Origin of the sequence: Methylocella tundrae (assembly GCF_901905185.1) — a bacterium.
In the GTDB taxonomy this organism is placed as follows: Bacteria; Pseudomonadota; Alphaproteobacteria; order Rhizobiales; family Beijerinckiaceae; genus Methylocapsa; species Methylocapsa tundrae.
The window spans coordinates 25,520-48,275 of record NZ_CABFMQ020000001.1 but is presented as its reverse complement, the minus strand read 5'-3'; the positions used below and the strand labels follow the sequence as shown (position 1 = coordinate 48,275).

14 protein-coding genes and 1 pseudogene are annotated in these 22,756 nt (G+C 62.5%); 8 read left to right on the top strand and 7 right to left on the bottom strand.

The window, feature by feature from the left end; translation table 11 throughout:
• Nucleotides 1-122 precede the first annotated feature (122 nt).
• Nucleotides 123-1,136 carry a zinc-binding alcohol dehydrogenase family protein gene (locus MPC4_RS00165; RefSeq protein WP_174510743.1) on the top strand — a complete coding sequence of 338 codons (1,014 nt, stop codon included), beginning with the start codon at nucleotides 123-125 and terminating at the stop codon, nucleotides 1,134-1,136.
• Between the two features lie 6 nt (nucleotides 1,137-1,142).
• Here MPC4_RS00165 and MPC4_RS00160 read toward each other — a convergent pair whose 3' ends face one another.
• Nucleotides 1,143-1,802 carry a TetR/AcrR family transcriptional regulator gene (locus MPC4_RS00160; protein WP_174510742.1) on the bottom strand — a complete coding sequence of 220 codons (660 nt, stop codon included), beginning with the start codon at nucleotides 1,800-1,802 and terminating at the stop codon, nucleotides 1,143-1,145.
• A gap of 83 nt (nucleotides 1,803-1,885) precedes the next feature.
• Between MPC4_RS00160 and MPC4_RS00155 the strand changes: the two genes are divergently transcribed.
• The 5 genes and pseudogenes from MPC4_RS00155 (at nucleotide 1,886) to MPC4_RS00135 (ending at nucleotide 8,572) form a co-directional block, all read left to right on the top strand.
• The gene (locus tag MPC4_RS00155) at nucleotides 1,886-5,071 is read left to right on the top strand and encodes an efflux RND transporter permease subunit (protein WP_174510741.1); all 3,186 of its coding nucleotides are present in this window, start codon (nucleotides 1,886-1,888) and stop codon (nucleotides 5,069-5,071) included.
• Nucleotides 5,068-6,333 carry an efflux RND transporter periplasmic adaptor subunit gene (locus MPC4_RS00150; RefSeq protein WP_174510740.1) on the top strand — a complete coding sequence of 422 codons (1,266 nt, stop codon included), beginning with the start codon at nucleotides 5,068-5,070 and terminating at the stop codon, nucleotides 6,331-6,333. Before MPC4_RS00155 ends, MPC4_RS00150 begins: the two co-directional genes overlap by 4 nt.
• Before the next feature lie 78 nt (nucleotides 6,334-6,411).
• Nucleotides 6,412-7,419 (top strand): aldo/keto reductase, encoded by a 1,008-nt coding sequence (locus MPC4_RS00145; protein ID WP_174510739.1) that lies wholly within the window; start codon nucleotides 6,412-6,414, stop codon nucleotides 7,417-7,419.
• A gap of 110 nt (nucleotides 7,420-7,529) precedes the next feature.
• A pseudogene (locus MPC4_RS00140) lies at nucleotides 7,530-8,003 on the top strand (glutathione peroxidase); the annotation flags it as partial.
• A gap of 92 nt (nucleotides 8,004-8,095) precedes the next feature.
• Nucleotides 8,096-8,572, top strand: coding sequence for a glutathione peroxidase (locus MPC4_RS00135; protein ID WP_174510737.1), 477 nt, complete (start codon nucleotides 8,096-8,098; stop codon nucleotides 8,570-8,572).
• 52 nt (nucleotides 8,573-8,624) lie between these two features.
• Here the strand turns inward: MPC4_RS00135 and MPC4_RS00130 are convergent, their stop codons facing one another.
• The gene (locus MPC4_RS00130; RefSeq protein WP_134492532.1) at nucleotides 8,625-8,837 is read right to left on the bottom strand and encodes a dodecin; all 213 of its coding nucleotides are present in this window, start codon (nucleotides 8,835-8,837) and stop codon (nucleotides 8,625-8,627) included.
• A 197-nt stretch (nucleotides 8,838-9,034) separates the two neighbouring features.
• Between MPC4_RS00130 and MPC4_RS00125 the strand changes: the two genes are divergently transcribed.
• Nucleotides 9,035-12,265 carry a GH36-type glycosyl hydrolase domain-containing protein gene (locus MPC4_RS00125; protein ID WP_174510736.1) on the top strand — a complete coding sequence of 1,077 codons (3,231 nt, stop codon included), beginning with the start codon at nucleotides 9,035-9,037 and terminating at the stop codon, nucleotides 12,263-12,265.
• A 34-nt stretch (nucleotides 12,266-12,299) separates the two neighbouring features.
• On the opposite strand, the gene MPC4_RS00120 is transcribed toward MPC4_RS00125, so the two are convergent.
• From MPC4_RS00120 to MPC4_RS00100, 5 genes are all read right to left on the bottom strand, one after another.
• A complete protein-coding gene (locus tag MPC4_RS00120) occupies nucleotides 12,300-12,815 on the bottom strand; it encodes a winged helix-turn-helix transcriptional regulator (protein ID WP_174510735.1) in 516 nt (171 codons plus the stop codon).
• Nucleotides 12,816-12,909: 94 nt separating this feature from the next.
• Nucleotides 12,910-15,111, bottom strand: coding sequence for a xanthine dehydrogenase family protein molybdopterin-binding subunit (locus MPC4_RS00115; RefSeq protein WP_174510734.1), 2,202 nt, complete (start codon nucleotides 15,109-15,111; stop codon nucleotides 12,910-12,912).
• A 3-nt stretch (nucleotides 15,112-15,114) separates the two neighbouring features.
• Nucleotides 15,115-15,591: a (2Fe-2S)-binding protein gene (locus MPC4_RS00110; protein ID WP_174510733.1), complete on the bottom strand. Its 477-nt coding sequence runs from the start codon at nucleotides 15,589-15,591 to the stop codon at nucleotides 15,115-15,117.
• Nucleotides 15,592-15,928: 337 nt separating this feature from the next.
• On the bottom strand, nucleotides 15,929-19,174 hold the full coding sequence (locus MPC4_RS00105; protein ID WP_174510732.1) for an efflux RND transporter permease subunit: 3,246 nt from the start codon (nucleotides 19,172-19,174) through the stop codon (nucleotides 15,929-15,931).
• A gap of 136 nt (nucleotides 19,175-19,310) precedes the next feature.
• Nucleotides 19,311-20,498 carry an efflux RND transporter periplasmic adaptor subunit gene (locus MPC4_RS00100; protein ID WP_174510731.1) on the bottom strand — a complete coding sequence of 396 codons (1,188 nt, stop codon included), beginning with the start codon at nucleotides 20,496-20,498 and terminating at the stop codon, nucleotides 19,311-19,313.
• Nucleotides 20,499-20,986: 488 nt separating this feature from the next.
• Here MPC4_RS00100 and MPC4_RS00095 point away from each other — a divergent pair, with 488 nt between their 5' ends.
• On the top strand, nucleotides 20,987-22,444 hold the full coding sequence (locus MPC4_RS00095; protein ID WP_174510730.1) for a catalase: 1,458 nt from the start codon (nucleotides 20,987-20,989) through the stop codon (nucleotides 22,442-22,444).
• Nucleotides 22,445-22,756: the final 312 nt, after the last annotated feature.

Here is a 22,756-nt window from a genome sequence, read left to right as displayed (position 1 = left end):
ATCGGATCCAGGATGACGGGAATTTGAATCGATCGCGCCCGCGAATTTTGCTTGGTCGAGCGTGATCCACACAATTTGCACGCCCTCGCGACTGCAATCATGCGCCAGCGGAGAAGAAACCGATGAAAGCTGTCGGCTACCGGACGTCCCTTCCCGTTGAAGCAGACGATGCGCTGCTTGACCTCGACATTGCCGCGCCGGCGCCCGGGCCGCGCGACCTCCTCGTCGCGGTGAAGGCGGTGTCGGTCAACCCGGTCGACACAAAGGTGCGCAAGCGCAGCGCGCCGGAGCCGGGAGCGGTTAAAATTCTTGGTTGGGACGCCGTCGGCACAGTCGAAGCCATCGGCGCGGAGGTCACCTTGTTCAAACCGGGCGAAGCGGTGTTCTACGCGGGCTCCATCGTCCGTCAGGGAACCAACGCCGAGCTTCACCTTGTCGATGAGCGCATCGTCGGCCACAAGCCAAAGACGCTGAGCGACGCCGAGGGCGCCGCCCTGCCTCTCACCGCGATAACCGCCTGGGAATTGCTGTTTGACCGTCTCGGCGTCAGCCGCGGCGAAGGATCAGTCGGCTCCAGCCTTCTGATCATCGGCGGTGCGGGCGGGGTTGGCTCGATCCTGATCCAGCTCGCGCGCCGCCTGACGGGCCTCGCCGTCATTGCCACCGCATCGCGGCCGGAGAGCCGCGACTGGTGCCTGGAGCTCGGCGCCCATCATGTCATCGATCACACGAAACCCTTCGTCGAGCAGTTGCGCGCGCTCGGGCTCGGCCCCGTCGACTATATCGCAAGCCTCACCGCGACGGATCAGCATTTTCCGGCGATCGTCGAGGCGATCAGGCCTCAAGGCAGGTTCGGCCTGATCGACGATCCCGCCGCCATCGACGTCCGCCTCCTGAAACAGAAGGCGGTTTCGACGCACTGGGAGTCCATGTTCACGCGATCGCTGTTCGAGACGCCCGACATGATCGCCCAGCACCATCTCCTTGAGGAGGTCGCGGGCCTCCTCGACGCCGGCGTCCTTCGCACGACGCTGGCGCAAAACCTTGGGCCGATCAGCGCCGCGAACCTCCGGAAGGCGCATGCGCTGATCGAGAGCGGCAAAGCCAGAGGAAAAATCGTACTCGAGGGATTTTGAGGAGTCTCAGCCCGGCGCCGTCGCGGCGGCGCAGCCGACGAAGAACTGGGCCACGGCCGCCGCTGCGATCTCCTCGATTTCCGATTTGTCCGGGGAGGTCCGCACGCCGATCAGGCACTGGAATCGCAGCGTCCCGGACAGCATTTCGAGAAAATGATCCGCCGCCCTGCGGCTATCGGGCATTTGGAGCCGCCCGCGTTCGATTTGCCTGTCGAAAAAATCGGTGAGGAAATCCCGGCTGCGGCCAGGACCCAATTGCCAGTAGCGTTCGGCGATGTCTGGAAGGCGCGCGGCCTCGGCGATGATCAGGCGATTGATGCTCAAGGCCGCCGGAGAGGTCACGATCTCAAGGTAGCGGACGCCGAATTCGGTCAAAACCTGTTCAGGCGGCTGCGGCGCCAGTTTCTCAGGGGTGAGGCCGCGGAAAATCGTCTCGGCGGTCTCGGTGATGAGCGCCTCGAGAAGGCCCTTCTTGCCGCCAAAAAGCAAATAAAGCGTCTGCCGCGATCCGCCCGATAGCGCGATCACATCGTCAAGCGTCGCTTCGGCGAAGCCCTTCTCCTGGAACACCGTCCGGGCCGCGGACAGGAAGGCGGCCCGCCGCGCAGCGAGGCGGCTTCCTGCCGGAACCTGAGAAAAGTCAACCTTTACAGCGGCTGTTTTCATTCAAAAGCAGGTGAGACTTGCATAATGCACTTGATATGTACTGTACGATACAATACGTCAAGGAGAAATCCCCGGAGAGCATTATGGGCATTGTCGGCTTCGCGCTGCGGTATCGCCACACGTTTTACGTGCTGGCCTTTATGATGCTTTTCCTTGGCGGCGCGGCGATCTTCACGACGCCGAAGGACATTTTTCCGAACATCAACATCCCGGTCGTCACGGTGATCTGGCAATATACAGGCCTGACGCCGGATGAAATGGAACAGCGCGTCACCACCTATAGCGAATATTCGATCAGCTCCAGCGTGAGCGACGTGCGCAACATTGAGAGCCAGACGCTCTCCGGCATCGCCGTCGAAAAGATCTATTTCCAGCCCAATGTGAGCATTGACCTCGCGATCGCCCAGATCGTCTCGGGCTCAAATTCCATCCGCGCCCTCATGCCGGCGGGCATCCAGCCGCCGATCATCATCCAGTACAGCGCGTCGTCGGTCCCGGTGCTTCAGTTGAGCTTGAGCTCGGACCGGCTGAACGAACAGCAGCTCTATGATTACGGCATCTATCAGATGCGCCAGGCGCTGGCGCCGATCCCGGGCATCACGCTGCCGACCCCTTATGGCGGCAAATACCGCCAGGTGATGATCGATCTCGACCCGGACGCTCTGCGGGCGCGCGGCATCTCGCCGAACGACATCGTCAACGCGGTCAACGCCCAAAGCCTGACCTTGCCTTCCGGCGACGTCAAGATGGGCGACAAGCAGTTCATCGTGAAGGTCAACAGCCTCGCCCCCTCGATCGAAGACCTCAATCACGTGCCGATCAAACAGGTTGGCGGCGCAACCGTCTTTCTCTCCGACGTCGCCCATGTGCGCGACGGCTGGGCGGTGCAGCAGAACATCGTGCGCGCGGAAGGCCGGCGGTCCGTCTTGCTGACCATCATCAAGAACGGCAACGCCTCGACTCTCGACGTTGTCAACCGGGTCAAGGCGGCGCTTCCCGAGATCAAGAGGGCGGCGCCGCCCGGCATGAACATCGAGCTGCTCTTCGATCAGTCGGTGTTCGTGCAGAACGCCATCCAGAGCGTGCTGCACGAAGGCGCGATCGCGGCCGGACTGACCGCCCTCATGATCCTCATTTTCCTCGGCTCGTGGCGTTCGACGATCGTTGTTATGGTGTCGATTCCGCTGTCGATCCTGACCTCGATCGCGGTGCTGTCGGCGCTCGGCCAGACGATCAACACGATGACGCTCGGCGGCCTGGCGCTGGCGGTCGGCATTCTCGTCGACGACAGTACGGTGACGATCGAAAACACCCATCGCCTGCTGGAAGAAGGAGAGCCCTTCGACAAAGCGGTGCTCGAGGGCGCCGCCGGCATCGCAGTGCCGACCCTGATTTCGACGCTCGCCATCTGTTGCGTGTTCGTTTCGGTGTTCTTCCTGCAGGGCGCCGCGCGCTATCTGTTCACGCCGCTCGCCATGGCCGTCGTGTTCGCCATGCTCGCCTCCTATGGCATCTCGCGCACGCTGACCCCAATCATGATCTCGCTTCTGATCCGTAAGGAACATGAGCAGCACGGCGAAGCGACGGGCTGGTTCGCGCGGTTTCACGCCGGCTTCAACGCCCGCTTCGATCGTTTCCGCGACTTCTATGGCTGGCTGCTCGCCGGGATTCTCCGGCGCAAGATCCTGACGCCGACGGTCGCTCTGCTCGTCATCGCCGGCGCCGGCGTTCTGTCGCTCCATGTCGGATCGGACTTTTTTCCAAGCGTCGACGCGGGCCTCATCCAGCTGCATGTGCGGGCGCCTGCGCGCACCCGCATCGAGCGGACCGAACAGATCTTTCAGGCGGTCGAAGACAAAATCCGCGCTTCGGTCCCGGCCAAGGATCTAAAGCTCGTCATCGACAATATCGGCCTGCCGCAGCGGCTCTATAATCTCGCCTTTACGGATGGCAGCGCGATCGGAGTGAACGACGGCGTCATCCAGATCGAGCTGAGCGAGGATCACCAGCCGACCGCGCAAATCATCAAGAAGCTGCGCGCCGAGCTGGCCGCCGCCTTTCCCGACGTCCTGTTCTATTTCCAGCCCGCCGATCTCGTGACGCAGGTGCTGAACTTTGGCGTTCCGACCCAGATCGACGTCCAAATTCAAGGTCGCGACCGCGAAAACAACAAGAAGGTCGCAGCTCTCCTGCAGCAGAAGATGAGCAAGGTTCCAGGCGTCGTCGACGCCCATATCCAGCAGGAGCTGGACGCGCCGGAAATGTATTACGTGGTCGACCGCACGCGCGCCCAGCAGCTTCAGCTGAAGATGCAGGACGTCGCCAATAATCTGAACATCAGCCTCAGTTCGTCGGAGCAGGTCTCGCCGAACTTCTGGACCGATCCGAAAAGCGGCATCCCCTATTTCATGGCCGTGCAAACGCCCGAATATCGCATCGCCAGCAAGAACCAGCTGGACAATACGCCCCTGACCAGCGGCATAGATCCGAGCGGCACGCCGATCCCGACGGTGCTCGGAAACATCGCCACGTCGAAACGCATCGGCGTACAATCCGTGTACAACCACTCTAACATTCAGGCCGTCTATGACGTCTATGGCAGCACCCAGAACAAGGATCTCGGCGCAGTGGCGTCAGCAATCCGCAAGATCGTCGCCGAAGTCGAGCCGCAGCTGAAACCCGGCAATCGCATCGTCGTCCGCGGCCAGATCGACAGCATGGAGTCGGCGTTTCAGAATTTGACGCTCGGATTGCTGTTCGCGGCGGTGTTCGTCTACATGCTGATGGTCGTCAACTACCAGAGCTTCCTCGATCCGCTCGCCGTCATCCTCGCGCTGCCGGGCGCGGGGGCAGGCATTCTGTTGGTGCTATTTGTCACCGGCACGACCTTGAGCGTGCCCTCGCTGATGGGCGCCATCATGGCGATCGGCGTCGCCTCGGCGAATTCGATCCTGCTCGTCACCTTCGCCAGAGAACAGCGCGAGGCGGGGATGAGCGCCTTCGACGCCGCGCTGTCGGCCGGCACGACGCGATTGCGGCCCGTTCTGATGACCGCCGCGGCGATGATCGTCGGCATGATTCCAATGGCGATCGGCGGCCCTGGCGAGGAGCAGAACGCGGTGCTGGCGCGCGCCGTGCTTGGCGGCGTCATCGTCGGCACGATGACGACTTTGCTTTTCGTGCCTTTCCTCTATTCCGTCATCGGCCGGTTTGAGCGCATCGAAGCCGAAACCCCGGAGAGCGTGACCCATCAAGGATCGCCGTCATGAACAGCATTCCTCCAGACCCTTCGTTCAGAACGCAAAATCTTCGGGCGCCGGACGAGCGTGGAGAGCCACAGAATCCGAAACCTGGCGACGGCGAACGGCGGAGCGCCGCGCGGCTGACCGGCTTCGCCGCGCTCGCGGTCCTCGCGGGTCTCGTTAGTTTTGGCATGTGGACGCACACCAGCCGCAATGCCGAGGCTGAGGCGGAAGTCGAGGCGCGAGAAAACGCCGCGCCGACGGTGCGCACCATGCTGGCCAAGGAGGAGAGTTCCCCGCGCACGATCGAACTCACAGGCAATATGGCGGCGTTCGACGCCGCGACGCTGTTTGCGCGCGCCACCGGCTATATCAGCGTCCGCAACGCCGACATCGGAACCAAGCTGAAGAAAGGCGACGTTCTCGCCGTGATCGCCGCGCCTGATCTCGATCAGCAGCTCGCCCAGGCAAAGGGGCAGCTCGTGCAGTTCCAGGCCGCGGTGCAGCAGGCGGAAGCGGACGCCGATCTTGGCCGCGTCACCGACCAGCGAACCTCGCGTCTTGTTGCGCAAGGCTGGTCAAGCGCACAGCAAGGCGACACGGACCGGCTGACTTTTGCCTCGCGCGTGGCGGCGGTCGCAGTCGCCAAAGCCAATGTCGTGGCGCAGCAGGCGGCGGTGAACCGGCTTCAGCAATTGACCGAATTTGAGCAGATCAAGGCGCCCTATGACGGCGTCGTCACCAGCCGGCTGGTCGATGTCGGCGATCTTGTCACAGCCGACGCAAGTTCGGGCACGCCCCTGTTCGCCGTTGCAAGAACCGACGTCCTGCGGGTGCAGGTCTTCGTGCCGCAGGCTTTCACCTTCGGCCTCAAGGATGGCGATCCCGCGACCGCGACGGTATCGGAACTGCCGGGCCAGGTGTTCCACGGCAAGGTCGCGCGCAACGCCAGCGCCCTCGCCGCGGGGACGCGCACCCTGCTGATGGAAGTGGATATCGACAATCGGGAGGGCAAGCTGGCGGCGGGTCTTTACAGCGTCATTCATCTGCAATCGCGGCGGATCAATCCGGTCATTATCGTTCCCTCGCAAGCGGTGGTTTTTGGCCAGGACGGACTGCGCGTCGCCGTCGTCAGCGACGGCAAGGTTGAGATGCGCAAAATCGTTCTCGAATTGGACAACGGCGCAACGGTCGAAGTAAAATCGGGGCTGAAGCCCGGCGATCAGATCATCCTCAGTCCGCCCGCCAATGCGGTGGACGGCATGAAAGTTACGGTGGCCTCAGCCTGAGCGCGGCGCGAAGCCAGATCGCAACGAGCCAGGTCGCAACAAGCCAGGTCGCAATTTTATTTTCAAAGGAGCCAGCCAATGACCGCTCTCGCGCCGGACAAAGGCGAGTTCGCCGAAATCAAAGGAACGCCGCTGAAAGTCTCGCGGGTGGCGCTTGGAACCTGGGCCATCGGCGGCTGGATGTGGGGCGGCAGCGATGACGCGCAGTCGATCGCGACGCTGCGCGCCGCTCTCGATCATGGCGTCACGCTGATCGACACCGCGCCCGTCTACGGATTTGGCCATTCAGAGGAAGTCGTCGGCAAGGCTCTCGAAGGCGGGCTGCGCGAGCGCGTCCTGATCGCGACCAAGGTCGGGCTCGACTGGAAGGATGGAAAAGTCTTCCGCAACGCCAGCCGCGAGCGCATCAACCGCGAGATCGAGGACTCCCTCGCGCGGCTCAAGACGGACCATATCGACATCTATCAGGTGCATTGGCCAGACCCGAGCGTCCCCGTCGAGGAAACCGCGGAGGCGATGAAGGCGCTCTTCGATCAGGGCAAGATCCGCGCCATCGGCGTCAGCAACTTCTCGGTCGAACAGATGGAGCGGTTCCGCAAGGTCGCGCCGCTGCATGTGCTGCAGCCCCCCTACAATCTGTTCGAGCGCGAGATCGAGGCGGAAATTCTGCCCTATTGCCTGAAGAATGAGATCGCGACCTTCGGCTATGGCGCGCTCTGCCGCGGGCTTCTGTCTGGCCGGATGAAGACGGACACCGTCTTCGAGGGAGACGATCTGCGCCGCAAAGATCCGAAGTTCCAGCAGCCCCGCTTCGGGCAGTATCTTTCCGCCGTCGCGCGCCTCGAGCAGTTGGCGAAGGAGCGTTTCGGCAAAAAAGTCATCGACCTCGCCGTGCGCTGGGCGCTCGACCAGGGCATTACCTCGGCGCTATGGGGCGCGCGCCATCCAGGCCAGTTGGAGCCCATCGACGACGTTTTCGGCTGGTCGCTCGACGCCTCCGCCAAAGCCGAAATCGATCGCATTCTGCGCGAGGAGATCAAGGACCCGGTCGGTCCGGAATTCATGGCGCCTCCGGCGCGATCATGATCTTGAGCCGCGCGCCGGGTTGACCGCCCGGGAAGCGCCGCGCTTTTTGGCGGGCCGCTGTCGTGCTGACCTGAGAGTTTCGTCTCCCGACTGCGATCGGAGCATCGAGCATGAGCGCGTTTTACCAATTCTCCGCCAACACCTTGCGCGGCGAAAAAATTCAATTCTCGCGCTATGCGGGTCAAGTGGTTCTCGTCGTCAACACGGCGAGCAAATGCGGCTTTACGCCCCAATATGCGGGGCTTGAGCAATTGCACCGCGCCTATGCGAGCCGCGGACTTGTCGTTTTAGGATTCCCCTGCAACCAGTTCGGCAATCAGGAGCCGGGCGACAGCGCCGCGATCGCGGACGGCTGTCTCGTCAATTACGGCGTGAGCTTCCCGATCTTCGAGAAGATCGACGTGAAAGGGCAGCGCGCGCATCCGCTTTTTTCCTGGCTGACCGCCAAGCTCCCGGGGCTGCTCGGGCGCAGCGTCAAATGGAATTTTACTAAATTTCTGATTGGAATGGATGGGACGCCTCTGCGCCGCTTCGCGCCCCTGACTCCTCCGAAGAAGATCGAAGGCTCCATCCAGAACGCGCTCGCGCGATACGCTGAAGGCGGCGACGCCCAAGGCGACATGGGCGAGGCAGGAAACGCCGCGAGGCGGCCGGAATAAACAGGAGAGAGAACGAGATGAGCGCCTATGATTATTCGTTCAAGACCATCGACGGCGAAGCCCTGCCCCTCTCGACGTTCAAAGGCAAGGCCGTGCTTGTCGTCAACACGGCCTCGGCCTGCGGCCTCACCCCGCAATATGAGGCGCTCGAAGCCCTCTACCGGAAATATCAGGGCGCCGGCCTCGTCGTGCTCGGTGTTCCGGCCAATGATTTCGGCAAGCAGGAGCCGGGGACGGAAGCCGAGATCAAGCAGTTTTGCACGGTGAAATTCCACATAGACTTTCCGATGACGTCGAAAGAAGTCGTCATCGGGCCCGACGCGCATCCTTTTTATCAATGGGTCGTGAGCGAACTCGGCGAGGCCGCGACGCCAAAGTGGAATTTCCATAAATATCTGATCGACAAAAAAGGCGCGATCGCGGGGACGTTCGGATCACGCACCGTCCCCGACGCGCCGGAAGTCGTTGACGCAATCGAAAAGGCGCTTGCCTGAACCGATCGCGTCCCGGCCACGAAAGTCGACCTGTCGGCGGAAACCACAGGCGTCACTCGGCGTCGAGGGTAAAGCCGACTTTCAGCATCACCTGGAAGTGATGGACCTTGCCATCCTCGACGTGGCCGCGCGTCTCTATCACCTCGAACCAGCGAATGTTCCTGAGCGTCTGACTGGCGCGCTCGATCGCTCCTTTGATGGCGTCCTCAATCGACGTGGGCGACGAGCCGACAAGCTCAACGACTTTATAAACGTGATCTGACATCGCAAACCCTTCCATCGCAGCCAGGGCGATTTGTTTAGTGGCGAAACACATGCAGTGAAACGCGCCCGCGCAACGCCGGCAAGGGCTTGGTGGATCCCGACCGGCTGATTTGCGGCGGCGCGCACCATCTTTTATGTTGCCGCCCCTGCGGCGCCATGCGGCGGCGCTCCTTGCACGCAATTGAGGGCGAACAAAAGATGACCGGCCTCAAGGCGCGCAATTGGACTACGCCGCGCGACGGCGCCCTCGGTCTCAGCCGGATCGAGAACGGCGGCGGCCTTAAAATCAGCGCGCTGCCGAACGGATGCGTCTTCTCGATCGAACATCATCGCGACGGCGCCGCCCCGATCCTGATCAATCAGCTGCTAGGGTCGCCGATCGACGGCGGCGTCGGGCGCATCTATCTGCGCCTTGAGGGAGCGCCGCCGATCGAGGTCGTCGGGCCAAACGCCGACATTCGTTTCGGCGCCGGGCGAGAGTGCTTCGTCTTTGAGGGCGAAACACAGGGCGTGCGCCATCGCGTCACGCTTTTTGCGCAGCCGCACCAAGCCGCCTGGATCTGGCGGCTCGACGTCGAGAATCGCGGCGCCGTTCGCGCCATGGATGCGATTCTGATTCAGGACATCGGGCTTGGGCCGCGCGGCTTCCTTATGAACAATGAAGCCTATGTCTCGCAATATATCGACCATTTCGCCGCGAAGCATGAGCGCTTCGGCCCCGTCGTGATGAGCCGCCAGAATCTGGCGCAAGAGGGCCGCTGCCCCTTCGTGATGCATGGCTGCCTCGATGGCGCGATAAGCTATGCGACCGACGGCAAGCAGCTTTTTGGTCCCGCCTTTCGTGATGACAACGCTTTCAGCTTTCCTTTCGGCGTCGACCTGCCGGATGCGCGGCTGCAGCATGAGATGGCCTGCGTCGCGATCCAGTCCGCGCCCATCGCGCTGGCGCCTGGGCAAAGCGCCGCCTGGCGCTTCTTCGGCCTCTATGAGCCGGATCAGCCCCGCGCGTCGGGCGACGCGGATCTCGCGCGCATCGACGCGATCGCGTGGAGGGATGTCGCGCTGGAAGCGCCGCCCCTGACGACGCCCGTCCGCAGCCTCGTCCAGGGCGCGGCGCCCGCCAAAGCGGCGCTCCTCCCGGAAGACGAGATCGCCAGACGCTTCCCCGACCGCCTGCACGAGGAGCGGGCCGACGGCCGCCTGCTTTCGTTTTTTACTCCGAATGCGCCGCACAATTCTCATATCGTCTTGCGCGACAAGGAGCGGATATTAACGCGCCGTCATGGCGCGCTTCTGCGCTCTGGCGCCGCGATGCTGCCGGATGATGCGACGCTTTGCGCAACCGCCTGGATGCATGGCGTTTTCGGGGCCCAGCTCACGATCGGCAACACCTCGTTTCACAAGCTGTTTTCGGTCTCGCGCGATCCTTACAACGTCTCCCGCGCCAGCGGTTTACGGATCATGGCCGACCTTGGCGAAGGCTGGCGGATGCTGGCGATCCCGTCCGCCTTCGAGATCGGCCTCTCCCATTGCCGCTGGATCTATGCGCTGGGCAACCGCACGATCACCATCAGCGCCATTGCTTCGGGTCAAAATCCCGCGATGCAATGGCGCATCGAAGTCGAAGGCGATCCCTGCCGCTTTCTCATCTTCGGCCATCTGGCGTTGGGCGAGCGCGAATTCGACCACGAAAGCCGGATCGAGGTAAACGCGGAGACGAAGCGCGCTTCCCTGCGCCCCGATCCGAACTGGCTCTGGGGCCAGCGCTACCCGAATGCGGTCTATCATCTCGTCAGCGGCGCCCCTGACGCCATCGAGGCGATCGGCGGCGATGAGCTGCTTTATACGGACGGCCGTTTCCGTGGCGGCGCTTACGTGGCGCTCCGCACGAGGCCGACGCGCGACTTCTCTTTCGCCGTCGCCGGCTCCATGACCGATGCGGCCGAGGCCGACGCGCTCGCCCAAAAATTCGAGCGGGGCGTCGCGGATGAGGATCTGCTGGCGCCAGCCGAGCGCTTCTGGCGTTCGGTCACACGCGGTTTGCGCATCGAGGGAAACAGCGCGCTCGACTGCCTGTTTCCCTGGCTGGCGCAGAACGCCATGATCCATCTCACCGCGCCGCATGGCCTCGAACAATATACCGGCGCCGCCTGGGGCGCGCGCGACGTCTGTCAGGGACCCGTCGAGTTTCTGCTCGCGCTGGAGCATGACGAACCCGTCAAAGAGATTCTGCGCCTCGTCTTCGCTCAGCAATATCAGTCGAGCGGGGACTGGCCGCAATGGTTCATGCTCGACCCTTACGCGATCGTCCAGGACCGCGTCAGCCATGGCGACATCATCGTCTGGCCCCTAAAGGCGCTGAATGATTATATCGAGGCGACCGGAGACTTCGCTTTTCTCGATGAGAAGATCGCATGGCGGCGCGAGGATACGCTTGAACGCACGGAGCGCGTGGACACCGTCGCGGCGCATATTGAAAAGCTGATCTCGGCCGTTCGGCTGCGCTTCATTCCCGGCATGCATCTCATGCGCTATGGCGAAGGCGACTGGAACGATTCGCTTCAGCCCGTTGACCCTCTGATGCGGGACTGGATGGTCTCGAGCTGGACGGCCGCTCTCCTGTTTCAGCAGCTGCGCCGCTACGCTGGCGTTCTGCGCGAGGCGAGCCGCGCGTGGGAGGCCGACCCGCTGGACAAACTCGCGGAGGCCATGCGGGCGGATTTCAACGCCTATCTCATTCGCGACGAGACGGTCGCGGGTTACGGCGTTTTCGGCCCGGGACGCTCCCAACCCGAACTGCTGCTGCATCCGAGCGATTCCCGCACGGGCCTGCGCTATTCGCTGCTGCCGATGACGCGCAGCATCATCGGCGGTCTATTTACGCCGGAACAGACGCGCCATCATCTGCGCCTTATCCGTGATCATCTCATCTTTCCCGATGGAGCAAGGCTGATGGACCGGCCGGTCCATTATAGCGGCGGCCCACAGACGATCTTTCGGCGCGCCGAATCATCCTCTTTCTTCGGCCGCGAGATCGGCCTCATGTATACGCATTCGCATCTGCGCTATGGCGAGGCCGTGGCTGTGCTCGGCGATCTCGACGCGCTTTTCGAGGCGCTCGAAATCGTCAATCCGGTCTCGGTCGGAAACAGGCTGGCGCAAGCGTTGCCGCGCCAGCGCAATGCTTTTTTCAGCAGCAGCGACGCGGCCTTCGCCGATCGCTTAAGCGCCAGCGCGCAATGGGATCGCGTCCGGAGGGGAGAGATCGGCCTCGAAGGGGGCTGGCGCATTTACTCGAGCGGACCGGGCCTGTTCGCCAATCTGCTCATTCGTTACGGCCTCGGCAAACGCCGGCTGTTTGGCGAGCGCGCGCCGGAGCCCGCCTATCGGGGCCTGATCGCAACCTGGGACATCGACGAACGGGCTTAAAGCAAGATGTCGAAAAGTCCGCAACTTTCCGGCGTCATGCTCTACCTCGCGACGAAGCCCGGAGCGGGGTGGCGGCATCACGTTCACAGGCTTGCGGAGCGCCATCAGGGGCGCTTTTGATGAACCCGAAGCGCGATGCTCCCGTCAGGGGCGCGCCGGTCGCGCGGTCGACCAGCACAGGATCAATGATGCGGCCTGTCTCCAGATCGACGATTTGAACCTTTTCGCCTTCCGTCGTGAACTGGCGATTGCCATAATCGACCAGAGCGAAAAGGACCGGCAGGAAATCGCGCCCCCTTGCGGTCAGTACATATTCATAGCGCTTCGGACGCTCATGATAGAGCCGGCGCTCCAGGAGGCCGTCCTCGACGAGGGCGTTGAGACGCCGCGTCAGCATGTTCGGCGCGATCTTGAGATTGGCCTCGAAGGCGTCGAACCGCGTGATGCCGCTGAGAGCGTCGCGCAGGATGAGAATGCTCCACCATTCGCCGACTCTTTCGAGACTGCGGGCGATGGGGCATTCCATGGTCTCGAAGCTCTTACGGCGCATGATTCTCTCACAAAGCGATGCTTTTCCCCCGCCACAGGGCCGCGCGGCCTTCGCGGGTAGCGCAACGCGCTAATTTTCGGGGCGCCGCATCCCTTTACGCCGATCTCAGCGCATTTGCGTCGATCGGCAGTTTTCGCAACCGCTTGCCGGTGGCCGCGAAGATCGCATTGACGATAGCGGGAGCGATTCCGGCCGTCCCCGGCTCGCCAGCGCCTCCCGGCGCCTCCTGACTGTCCACCAGATAGACTTCTATTTTGGGAGCCTCATTGATCCGGAGCAATTGGTAGGTGTCAAAATTACCCTGTTCGACGCGCCCGTCCCTGAGCGTGATCTCGCCGTAGAGCGCGGCGGTGACGCCAAAGATGGACCCGCCCTCAATCTGCGCCTTCAAAGTGTCCGGATTGACCTGCCGGCCGCAATCGAAGGCGGCGACGATGCGTTCGACGCGCACCGTTCCGTCCTTGTCGACCGCGACCTCGGCGACCTGGGCCAGATAGCTTCCAAAACCGAAGATGACCGAGACGCCGCGGCCGCGCCCTGCCGGCAGGGGCGAGCCCCAGCCGGATTTCTCCGCCGCGAGATCGAGCACCGCTTTCGCGCGCGGGGATTTGCCGAGCAGCGCGCGGCGAAATTCGACCGGATCTTTCTTCGCGGCCGCGGCCAGCTCATCGATAAAGCCTTCGACCATGAAGGCGTTATGGGTCATGCCGACGCCGCGCCACCAGCCCGTCGTCATGCCCGGCGGCGGCTCGTGACGCACATAGTCGACGAGAACATTGGGAAAGCTGTATGGACCCGCCGCGCCTTCGACGGCGTCGAAATCGAGGCCGCCCTTGAACAGTGGCGGCGCCCAGCGCGCCAAGATGGAGGAGCCCACGACGCGATGGCTGAAAGCGATGGGGGCGCCGCTCTCGTCGAGCCCCGCGGCGAGCACATCATAATAATAGGGCCGGTAGACGTCGTGCTGGGTGTCTTCTTCGCGCGACCAGACCACTTTCACGGGGCCGTCGACCTCTTTGGCGATCCTTGCGGCCTGATAGATCCCGTCTTCATCAAGCCGGCGCCCGAAACCGCCGCCGATCAAATGATTGTGCACCTTCACCTTGTTCAGCGGCAGCCCGGTCGCCTTGGCGACGGCGGCTTGCGCTCTCGTGATCACTTGCGTGCCGACAAAGACGTCGCACCCGTCCTCGCGAAGGTCGAGCGTGCAATTCATCGGCTCCATGGCGGCATGGGCGAGGAACGGCTGCTGATAGACGGCCTCGATTTTTTTTGCGGCGCCGCTGATCGCCTTTTGCGCGTCGCCGATCCTGGAAGCGACGACCCCGTCCGTCTTCGCGGCTTCCCTCAGTTGTTCGATGAGATCGGCCTGGGACACATGGGCGTTCGGACCGTCGTTCCAGGCGATAACGAGAGCGGCGAGACCTTTGCGCGCCGCGCCATTGTGGTCGGCGATCACCGCGACCGCGTCGTCGAGTCTGACGATCTGGCGCACACCCTTCACCGCCATCGCCTTGCTGTCGTCGACGCTTTTGAGCTTGCCGCCGAAGGTCGGACAGGCGGCGACGGCGGCGAATTTCATGCCGGGAAGCATCGCGTCTATACCGTATTTCGCCGATCCGTTCAGCTTGCTCGGCGTGTCGACCCGTTTCGCCGGCGTCCCGATGAGCTTATAATCCTTTGGATCTTTCAGCGCGGGCGCGTCCGGGACAGGGTAGGTCGCCGCCTTGTCGGCCAGCGCGCCATAAGAGAGCTTGCGGCTCGACGCGGCGTCGATGACTTCGCCTTTCTCGGCGCGCAAGGAAGCCGGATCGACATTCCAAGTTTCGGCAGCCGCCTTGATCAGCAGGACGCGCGCCGCCGCGCCTGCTTGCAGCAGCGGCTTCCAGAGCGCACGCACCGAAGTCGAACCGCCGGTGGCCTGGAAGCCGAGCAACGGATTGGCGTAAAGCTTATCGTTTGCAGGCGCCGGTTCGACGCGCACCTGGCCGAGATCAACCTCCAATTCCTCGGCGATCAGCATGGGCATGGAGGTGAACGTGCCCTGGCCCATCTCGACCTGCGCGACAATCAGCGTCACCTCATTGTCGCGACCGATGCGAATATAGGCGTTGGGCGCGAAATCTTCAGAGTCCGCCGCCGCGGCCGCGCCGCTAAAGCCTGACAGACGGAAGCCAAGGAGCAGGCCGCCGCCCGCCGCTGCGCCGATTTTCAGAAAGTTCCGGCGCGAATGGCCGCTTGAGGATGGAGCGGAGCCGGCGTCCCCGCCATCAATAATGACATGATCGAGCAACATGGGTCAGCCTCCCTGCTTGACGGCGTTCTCGCCGGCCGCGAGTTTGATCGCTTCCCGAATGCGCGAATATGTGCCGCATCGGCATATATTGCCGGACATCGCCTCATCGATATCGTTATCGCTTGGATGTGCGTTGCCCGCGAGAAGCGCGGCGGCGGACATGATCTGGCCCGACTGACAGTAACCGCATTGCGGCGCCTCAAGATCGAGCCAGGCTTTCTGAATTTTCGCGCCGGACGGCGTATCGCCGATGGCTTCGATCGTCGTGATCGACGAACCGCCGATGCTGTCGATCGAGGTGATGCAGGATCGAATGGCGTTTCCGTCCTGATGCACTGTGCATGCGCCGCAGAGCGAAGCGCCGCAGCCGAATTTGGTGCCGGTCATTCCAAAAACATCGCGCAGAACCCAAAGAAGGGGGGTGTCTCCATCGACATCGGCGGTGCGTTCCACTCCATTGACTTTGATTGTGTAGGCCATGGGCATCTCCCGAAGCTTCCGTTGCAAGTGATAGCTTCCGTTGCAAGCGATCGTGCGGGGCCGTGGGACGGAGGCGGATCTGCGTCACGAAGACCGCCGGCGTCTGGAAACGCGGGGCATTGGCCGAGAGCATCCTCCGAACCGTTGAACAGGCGTTTCCTGAAGCCCTTCGCTCCCGCCGGTCTAAGTCACCTCCATCATGATAGTTACGATTTGGCCGTTTGAGAACGAACAATCGCAGTTGGGCAAAAAAGGTGAAATGCCGCGCCGCGCGAGGCCGCGCGCGTCGGCGGCTTCGATCGGCGGCGCTGGTTGAACGAGCCGGCGTCTCCGAAGTCTACCCCGGCAGAACTTCATCCGTCGGCGCCTGCTTTGCTTTGCCATGACCGTCCCCCCGCGCGGAGCGCTCGCGCGCCCCCGCATCCGGCGTCGGCTTTTTCCTGAAACGGCCAAGCCACGCCCCGAAGCCGCGCACGACGACATAGAAGGTCGGCGTGAACAAAAGTCCGAACAGAGTCACGCCCAACATGCCGGCAAAGACCGCGGTGCCGAGCGATTGGCGCATCTCGGCGCCAGCGCCCTCGGCGCGGGCGAGCGGCAACACGCCGAAGATGAACGCGAAGGAGGTCATCAGGATCGGACGCAGCCGCGTCCGCGCGGCGCTGACGGCGGCTTCAAACCGCGTATGGCCTTCCTCCTCGGCCTGCTTGGCGAATTCGACGATCAGGATGGCGTTCTTCGCCGCGAGACCGACAAGAACGACGAGGCCGATATCGACCAGAATATTGCGGTCGAGGTCTCGATAGGTGACGCCAAGCATGGCCGCAAGAATGCACATGGGCACGATGAGGATGACGGCGAACGGCAGCAGCCAGCTTTCATACAGCGCGGCGAGCAGGAGAAAGACGAAGACGACGGCGAGGCCGAAAGCGAGGATCGCCGTATTGCCGGCAAGCTTTTCCTGCAGCGCGATCTCTGTCCATTCGAAGCCGAAACCTTGCGGCAACTTCTCTTTCGCGAGAGCCTCGACAGCCGCAATGCCCTGACCCGAAGAGAAGCCGCGGGCGAGGCTGACCTGGACTTCCGCCGCCGGGAAAAGATTGTAACGCGTCACGCGGAACGGTCCGGTGGTGTCGTTCAGCGTCGCGACCGAGCCGATCGGCACCATATCGCAGCTGGCGTTGCGGGTCTTGAGATTCGCGACGTCCCGCGTCGTCAGCCGGAACGGGTTGTCAGCCTGCGCGGTGACCTGATAGGTGCGCCCCAGAATGTTGAAGTCGTTGATATAGGCCGATCCCATATAGACGGACAGGGCTTCGAAGACGCGCGAAATCGGAACGCCGAGCAACTCCGCCTTGGTGCGGTCGATGTCGGCGTAGATCTGCGGCGTTTTCGTATTGAACAGCGTAAAGGGTTGAGCGAAGCCGGGATTGGCGGCGATCGCGCCGACAAGGCCCCAGGTCGCGTTTTCCAGCGCCGGCAGGCCGCGGCCGGCGCGATCTTGAACATAACCCTTGAGGCCGCCGCCGGTGCCGATGCCGGGAACGGATGGTGGCTCCAGCACGAAAGCGAAGGCGTCTGTGAGCACGCCGATGTGCTGGCGCACGTCAGCGAGGATTTTCGCCGCCGTCAGACCTTTCTTGACGCGCTCCTCGAAGGGCTGCAACGCGACGAAGATAACGCCAGTGTTGGTGGCGTTGGTGAAGGTCGCTCCGTCGAAGCCGGCGAAAACAACGGCGTGCTCAACGCCCTCCCGGTGCAGGATGATGTCGGTCGCGTCGCGCAGCACTTTGTCGGTGCGGTCGAGCGAAGAGCCGGGCGGCAGCTGGAACGCGGCGATGAGATAGCCGCGATCGAGCGGCGGAATGAGTCCCGTCGGAGTCTTGTTCAGAAGGTCGAAGGCGAAATAGATGAGGCCGCCGTAGATAATCAGCGACACGAAGCCGACCCTGATGAGCCTCGCCGTCAACGCGCCATAGCCATTGCTGAGCTTTTCGAACGCCCAGTTGAAGGCTGCGAAAAACCAGCGCAGGGGCGTCGAGAGCCAGTAGATCAGCCCCGATGTCTTCGGCGCCCCTTCGCGCCGCTTGAGCAGAATGGCGGCGAGGGCCGGAGACAAGGTCAGGGAGACGAAGGCGGAAATCAGGGTCGCGCTGGCGATGGTGATCGCGAACTGCTTGTAGAAAGCGCCCTGCAGGCCGGTAATGAAGGCCGTCGGGATGAACACCGCGCAAAGCACAAGGGCGATCGCGAGCAATGCGCCGCCGACCTCGTCCATTGTCTTATGCGCCGCGTCCTTCGGGTCCATGCCATGTTCAAGGTAGCGCTCGACATTTTCGACGACGACGATTGCATCATCGACGACAATGCCGATCGCCAGCACAAGACCAAAGAGGGATAGCGTGTTGAAAGTTAGTCCAACGCCGCTCATGAACAGGAAACAGCCGATCAGCGAAACCGGAATGGCGATCACCGGAATGATCGCGGCGCGCCACGTCTGCAGGAACACGACGACGACGATGACGACGAGCCCGACCGCCTCAAAAAGCGTGTGCACGACTTCATCGACCGACTGCTGAATAAACTCCGTCGGATTATAGACGACCGTATAGTCGATGCCCGGCGGGAAATCCTTTTTCGCCGTCTCCATGGCGGCCTTGACCAGCGCCGCGGTCGCCAGAGCATTCGACCCCGGCCGCTGGAAGACCACCATCGCCGTTGCGACGTCACGGTCGAGATAGGCGTTGACCGTATAGTCCTGCGCCCCAAGCTCGATGCGGGCGACGTCGCGCAGCCGCACGTAACCATCGCCGTCCGATCTGAGCACAATGTCTCCGAACTGCGCTGGATCGCTGAGGCGCCCGAGCGTTTGAACGGCCAGCTGAAAGGCTGCCGGCGAAGACACCGGCGGCTGGTTAATGGCGCCGGCGGCGACCTGAAGATTGGCGGCCTGCAGCGCGGCGACGACCTCGCCGGCGGTGAGGCCGCGCGCCGCGACTTTGCCCGGATCGAGCCAGACGCGCATCGAATAGTCGCGCGCGCCAAAAATCTGGACGTCGCCCACGCCGTCGACCCGCGCGAGCTGGTCCTTGAGATGGAGCGTCGCATAGTTCGAGATATATTTCTGATCGCGCGAGCCGTCGGGCGAGATCATATGGACGACCATCATGAGGTCGGGCGAGGACTTCTGCACGGTCACGCCCTGCCGGATGACTTCCTGAGGCAGCCGCGGGGTGGCGATCGCGACGCGGTTTTGCACCAGCACCTGCGCCTGATCGACGTTGGTTCCCGGCTTGAAAACGACGTTGATCGAGAGCTTCCCGTCGCCCGTCGATTGCGAGGTGATGTAGAGCATGTCGTCGACGCCGTTGACCTGCTGCTCGATCGGCGTCGCGACGGTCGCCGCGATAACCTCGGCGGAGGCGCCTGGGTAAATTGTCGTGATGTTCACCGTCGGCGGCGCGATTTCCGGATATTCGGAAACGGGCAGCGACCTTTGCGCGATCGCGCCGGCGATCGTCAAAATGATCGAAAGCACCGCGGCGAAGATCGGCCGGTCGATGAAGAAATGAGAGAAACGCATGGTCGTCCTTGCCCGCTGACGCCAGAGCCTTCTCCGGTCGGAAAAATGCTCTCGTCCTTCAATGTTGCCGCATTTCCTCCGAAGCGAGCCGCCATGCGCTTCGCTTCGTCAGGCCTCGATCACCAAGACTCGATCATCAGTTCGAGGCCGCCTCCGCCGGAAGGGTGATCGCGCCCTCCTTCGGAGCGACCACCGCCCCCGGCCGCACAAAGGGGTTGGCGATGCCTTCGATGACGACGCGGTCGTTCTCGGAGAGCCCGGCGAGAATGACGCGCAAACCCTGATACATGGCGCCGAGCGTCACCGTTTTTGGCACGACCTTGTTGTCGGCGTTGACCGTCAAAACGATCTTGCTCGCCTGATCCGACGCTATCGTCGAATCGGGAATCAGCAGCGCATTGATGTTGCCGCCGAACAGCCGCAGCCGCCCGAAGGTGCCGGGCAGGAGGAACAGATCCTTGTTTTCAAAGATGGCGCGGCCGCGAATGATGCCGGCGCGGGCGTTGAGCTGATTGTCGACGAAGTCCATGACGCCCGCGTGGCTATGGCTCCAGTCGGCTTCATCGGCGAGGCGGACCATGACGGGATTTTTGAATTGCCGCGACGAAGGCCTCTCCTTCGCAGTGGCGAGGCGGGCATAGCGGATGTAGTCAGCCTCCGACGCGTCGAACACGAAATGGATCGGGTCGAGCGTCACGATGGTCGTGAGCAGGGTCGCCCCCGACTGGCCGCCCTGCACCAGATTGCCGATGTCGATCTTATGGTCAGAGACGCGGCCGGGTATCGGCGCGCGCACCTGCGTCCATTCGAGATTGAGTTCGGCGTTGTGCAGCGCGGCTTCCGCGCTGAGCTGCTGAGCCCGGGCGACATCGAGAGTGGCTTTGCGCTGATCGACGTCGCGCAAGGTGATCGCCCGGGTCTCGGCCAGCTGCTGCGCCCGCGTCACGTCATTGGCGGCGACTTCGACTTGCGCCTGCGCTTTGGCGACGTCGGCTTTCGCGCTATCGACGGCGATCTGATAGGGCCTCGGGTCGATGACGAAAAGCAGATCTCCCGTCTTGACGATCTGGCCGTCGACGAAGTTGATCGTATCGACCGCCCCCGATACGCGCGGGCGCACCTCGACCTGCTGAAGCGGCTCGAACCGGCCGGTATATTCGTCCCAGCGCGGCACCGATTTGGCCAGCGGATGCGCGACCGTGACGGCTGGCGGCGGCGGTCCCTCTGCGAAGGCTCCTCGCGGGACCGCGAGAGCCCCCGCGATGACGCCGCAGACGATGATCGCGCGCGCAAAAGGAGAAACTGAAAACCGAATGCCCCGCATGTGAAACTCCAAGGACCCTGTCATGAACGAGCGGCGCCAGCCTATCTGGCAAGAGCGGCGCCATTAAGCTTATTCACGGCGGTTTGAAAGACGTGGCGTTGGCGGCGCAGATCTCAGCCGGTTGCATCGCGGTCCGGCTTCTGGCCCTCGCGTCGAAAGCGCCAGTTTGAACGCCAACAAAGCAAATTATGCAGTTGATTGCAATATGCAAGTTCAACCATTTCCGGAGCTGGGGCTATGCGCGGGGCGCTGCAATCGTGCTTGCCGGAAGCCGTCCAACGCGACAATATGCAGCAGACCGAGGGACTATCTTGACCCTTGCCGGAGAGCCCGGAAAGGGGCGGCGCGCATTGCCGCTCCATGCAAGGACCGCCGTCTACACGGCGGCGCGGACCATAGACCGCGGCAATGAAGACTATCGAGACAACCACTTCGACGCCGAGAGCCGTCCTCTATAGCCTAGTTTCCATCAACTGAGGAGTTAGCCTGTGAGCGACAAGATCCTGACCACGACCGGCGGCGCGCCGGTCTCCGACAATCAGAATTCCATCACCGCAGGACCGCGCGGCCCTGTGCTGATGGAAGATTACAAGCTTCTCGAAAAGCTCGCCCATCAAAATCGCGAACGCATTCCCGAACGCACCGTGCACGCCAAGGGCGTCGGCGCGTTTGGCGCGCTGACGGTCACGCATGACATCACGCGCTATACCAAGGCCAGGCTGTTCTCCGAAATTGGCAAGAAGACGGAGATGCTGGCGCGTTTCTCGACCGTCGCCGGCGAGCGCGGCGCGGCCGACGCCGAGCGCGACGTGCGCGGTTTTGCGCTGAAATTCTATACCGAAGAAGGCAATTGGGACCTCGTCGGCAACAACACCCCGGTATTTTTCGTCCGCGATCCCTTGAAATTTCCTGACTTCATCCATACGCAAAAGCGCCATCCGAAGACCAACATGCGCTCGCCGGCTGCGATGTGGGATTTCTGGTCGCTGAGCCCGGAAAGCCTGCATCAGGTCACCATTTTGATGTCGGATCGCGGCCTTCCTCAGGGCATGCGCCACATGCATGGCTTTGGATCGCATACCTACTCATTCATCAACGCGCAAAATGAGCGACACTGGGTTAAATTCCACTTCAAATCGATGCAAGGCATCAAGAACTGGACCAATCGCGAGGCTGAAGCCGTGGTCGCCACCGACCGCGAAAGCGCGCAGCGCGACCTTTTCGAGTCGATCGAGCGGCGCGATTTCCCGAAATGGCGGTTTTACGTTCAGATCATGACGGAAGCGGAGGCCGATAGAACGCCATTCAATCCTTTCGACCTGACAAAAGTGTGGCCGCACGGGGATTTCCCGCTGATCGAGGTCGGCGTGCTCGAGCTCAACCGGAACCCGGAAAATTATTTCGCCGAAATCGAGCAATCCTCGTTCTCGCCCTCCAATGTCGTGCCGGGCGTCAGCTTCTCGCCCGACAAAATGCTGCAGGCGCGCATATTCTCCTATGCCGACGCGCATCGCTATCGGATCGGCACCCATTACGAATCGCTGCCGGTCAACCGTCCGAAGAACGCCGTCAACACCTATCACCTCGACGGTCCGATGCGGTCCGACTATTCAGACAATCCCGACGCTTATTACGAGCCGAACTCCTTCAACGGTCCGGTTCAGACCAATGTCGCCGAAGAGCCGCCGCTGCCGATCTCGGGCGACGCCGCGCGCTACAATCATCGCGAAGGCAATGATGATTATACGCAGCCCGGCAATCTCTTCCGCCTGATGTCGGATTCGCAGAAAGCGCAGCTTTTCCAGAACATCGCCGAGGCGATGGCCGGCGTGCCGACATTCATCATCGACCGCCAGCTTGCGCATTTCGACAAGGCGGACAAAGCCTATGGCGACGGCGTCCGCTCCGCTTTGGCCAAGCAGGGGGTTCAGCTCGCGGCGGAGTGATTCGACAAAAGCCTGATAGGTGAACAGAGCGGCGACATTCGCCGCTCTTTTTGCGCCGCTATTTTTGCGCCTCCCGCTCAGCCCGAGCTGCGCGGGGCGGAGTGACGCGCCATCTTCATCCCGCGCCGGCGGCAGACACATGACGAGCGTCATCCTCGCGCTTGCGAGCGCTGCCGCGGCCGAACCCCGATTTTTCCCCTCCCCGAGCGCGAGCGCGAGCGGTCATAAGCGCCTTGCTGACCTCGGAAAGCTGCGACACAATGGCGATATTCGGACAGTCAAGACTTTGACGCTGCTGAGCCATTGCTGGCA

Coding starts and splice junctions, on each gene's coding strand:
- MPC4_RS00165 (WP_174510743.1), top strand. CDS start 123: ATGAAAGCTGTCGGCTACCGGACGTCCCTTCCCGTTGAAGCAGACGAT.
- MPC4_RS00160 (WP_174510742.1), bottom strand. CDS start 1,802: ATGAAAACAGCCGCTGTAAAGGTTGACTTTTCTCAGGTTCCGGCAGGA.
- MPC4_RS00155 (WP_174510741.1), top strand. CDS start 1,886: ATGGGCATTGTCGGCTTCGCGCTGCGGTATCGCCACACGTTTTACGTG.
- MPC4_RS00150 (WP_174510740.1), top strand. CDS start 5,068: ATGAACAGCATTCCTCCAGACCCTTCGTTCAGAACGCAAAATCTTCGG.
- MPC4_RS00145 (WP_174510739.1), top strand. CDS start 6,412: ATGACCGCTCTCGCGCCGGACAAAGGCGAGTTCGCCGAAATCAAAGGA.
- MPC4_RS00135 (WP_174510737.1), top strand. CDS start 8,096: ATGAGCGCCTATGATTATTCGTTCAAGACCATCGACGGCGAAGCCCTG.
- MPC4_RS00130 (WP_134492532.1), bottom strand. CDS start 8,837: ATGTCAGATCACGTTTATAAAGTCGTTGAGCTTGTCGGCTCGTCGCCC.
- MPC4_RS00125 (WP_174510736.1), top strand. CDS start 9,035: ATGACCGGCCTCAAGGCGCGCAATTGGACTACGCCGCGCGACGGCGCC.
- MPC4_RS00120 (WP_174510735.1), bottom strand. CDS start 12,815: ATGCGCCGTAAGAGCTTCGAGACCATGGAATGCCCCATCGCCCGCAGT.
- MPC4_RS00115 (WP_174510734.1), bottom strand. CDS start 15,111: ATGTTGCTCGATCATGTCATTATTGATGGCGGGGACGCCGGCTCCGCT.
- MPC4_RS00110 (WP_174510733.1), bottom strand. CDS start 15,591: ATGGCCTACACAATCAAAGTCAATGGAGTGGAACGCACCGCCGATGTC.
- MPC4_RS00105 (WP_174510732.1), bottom strand. CDS start 19,174: ATGCGTTTCTCTCATTTCTTCATCGACCGGCCGATCTTCGCCGCGGTG.
- MPC4_RS00100 (WP_174510731.1), bottom strand. CDS start 20,498: ATGCGGGGCATTCGGTTTTCAGTTTCTCCTTTTGCGCGCGCGATCATC.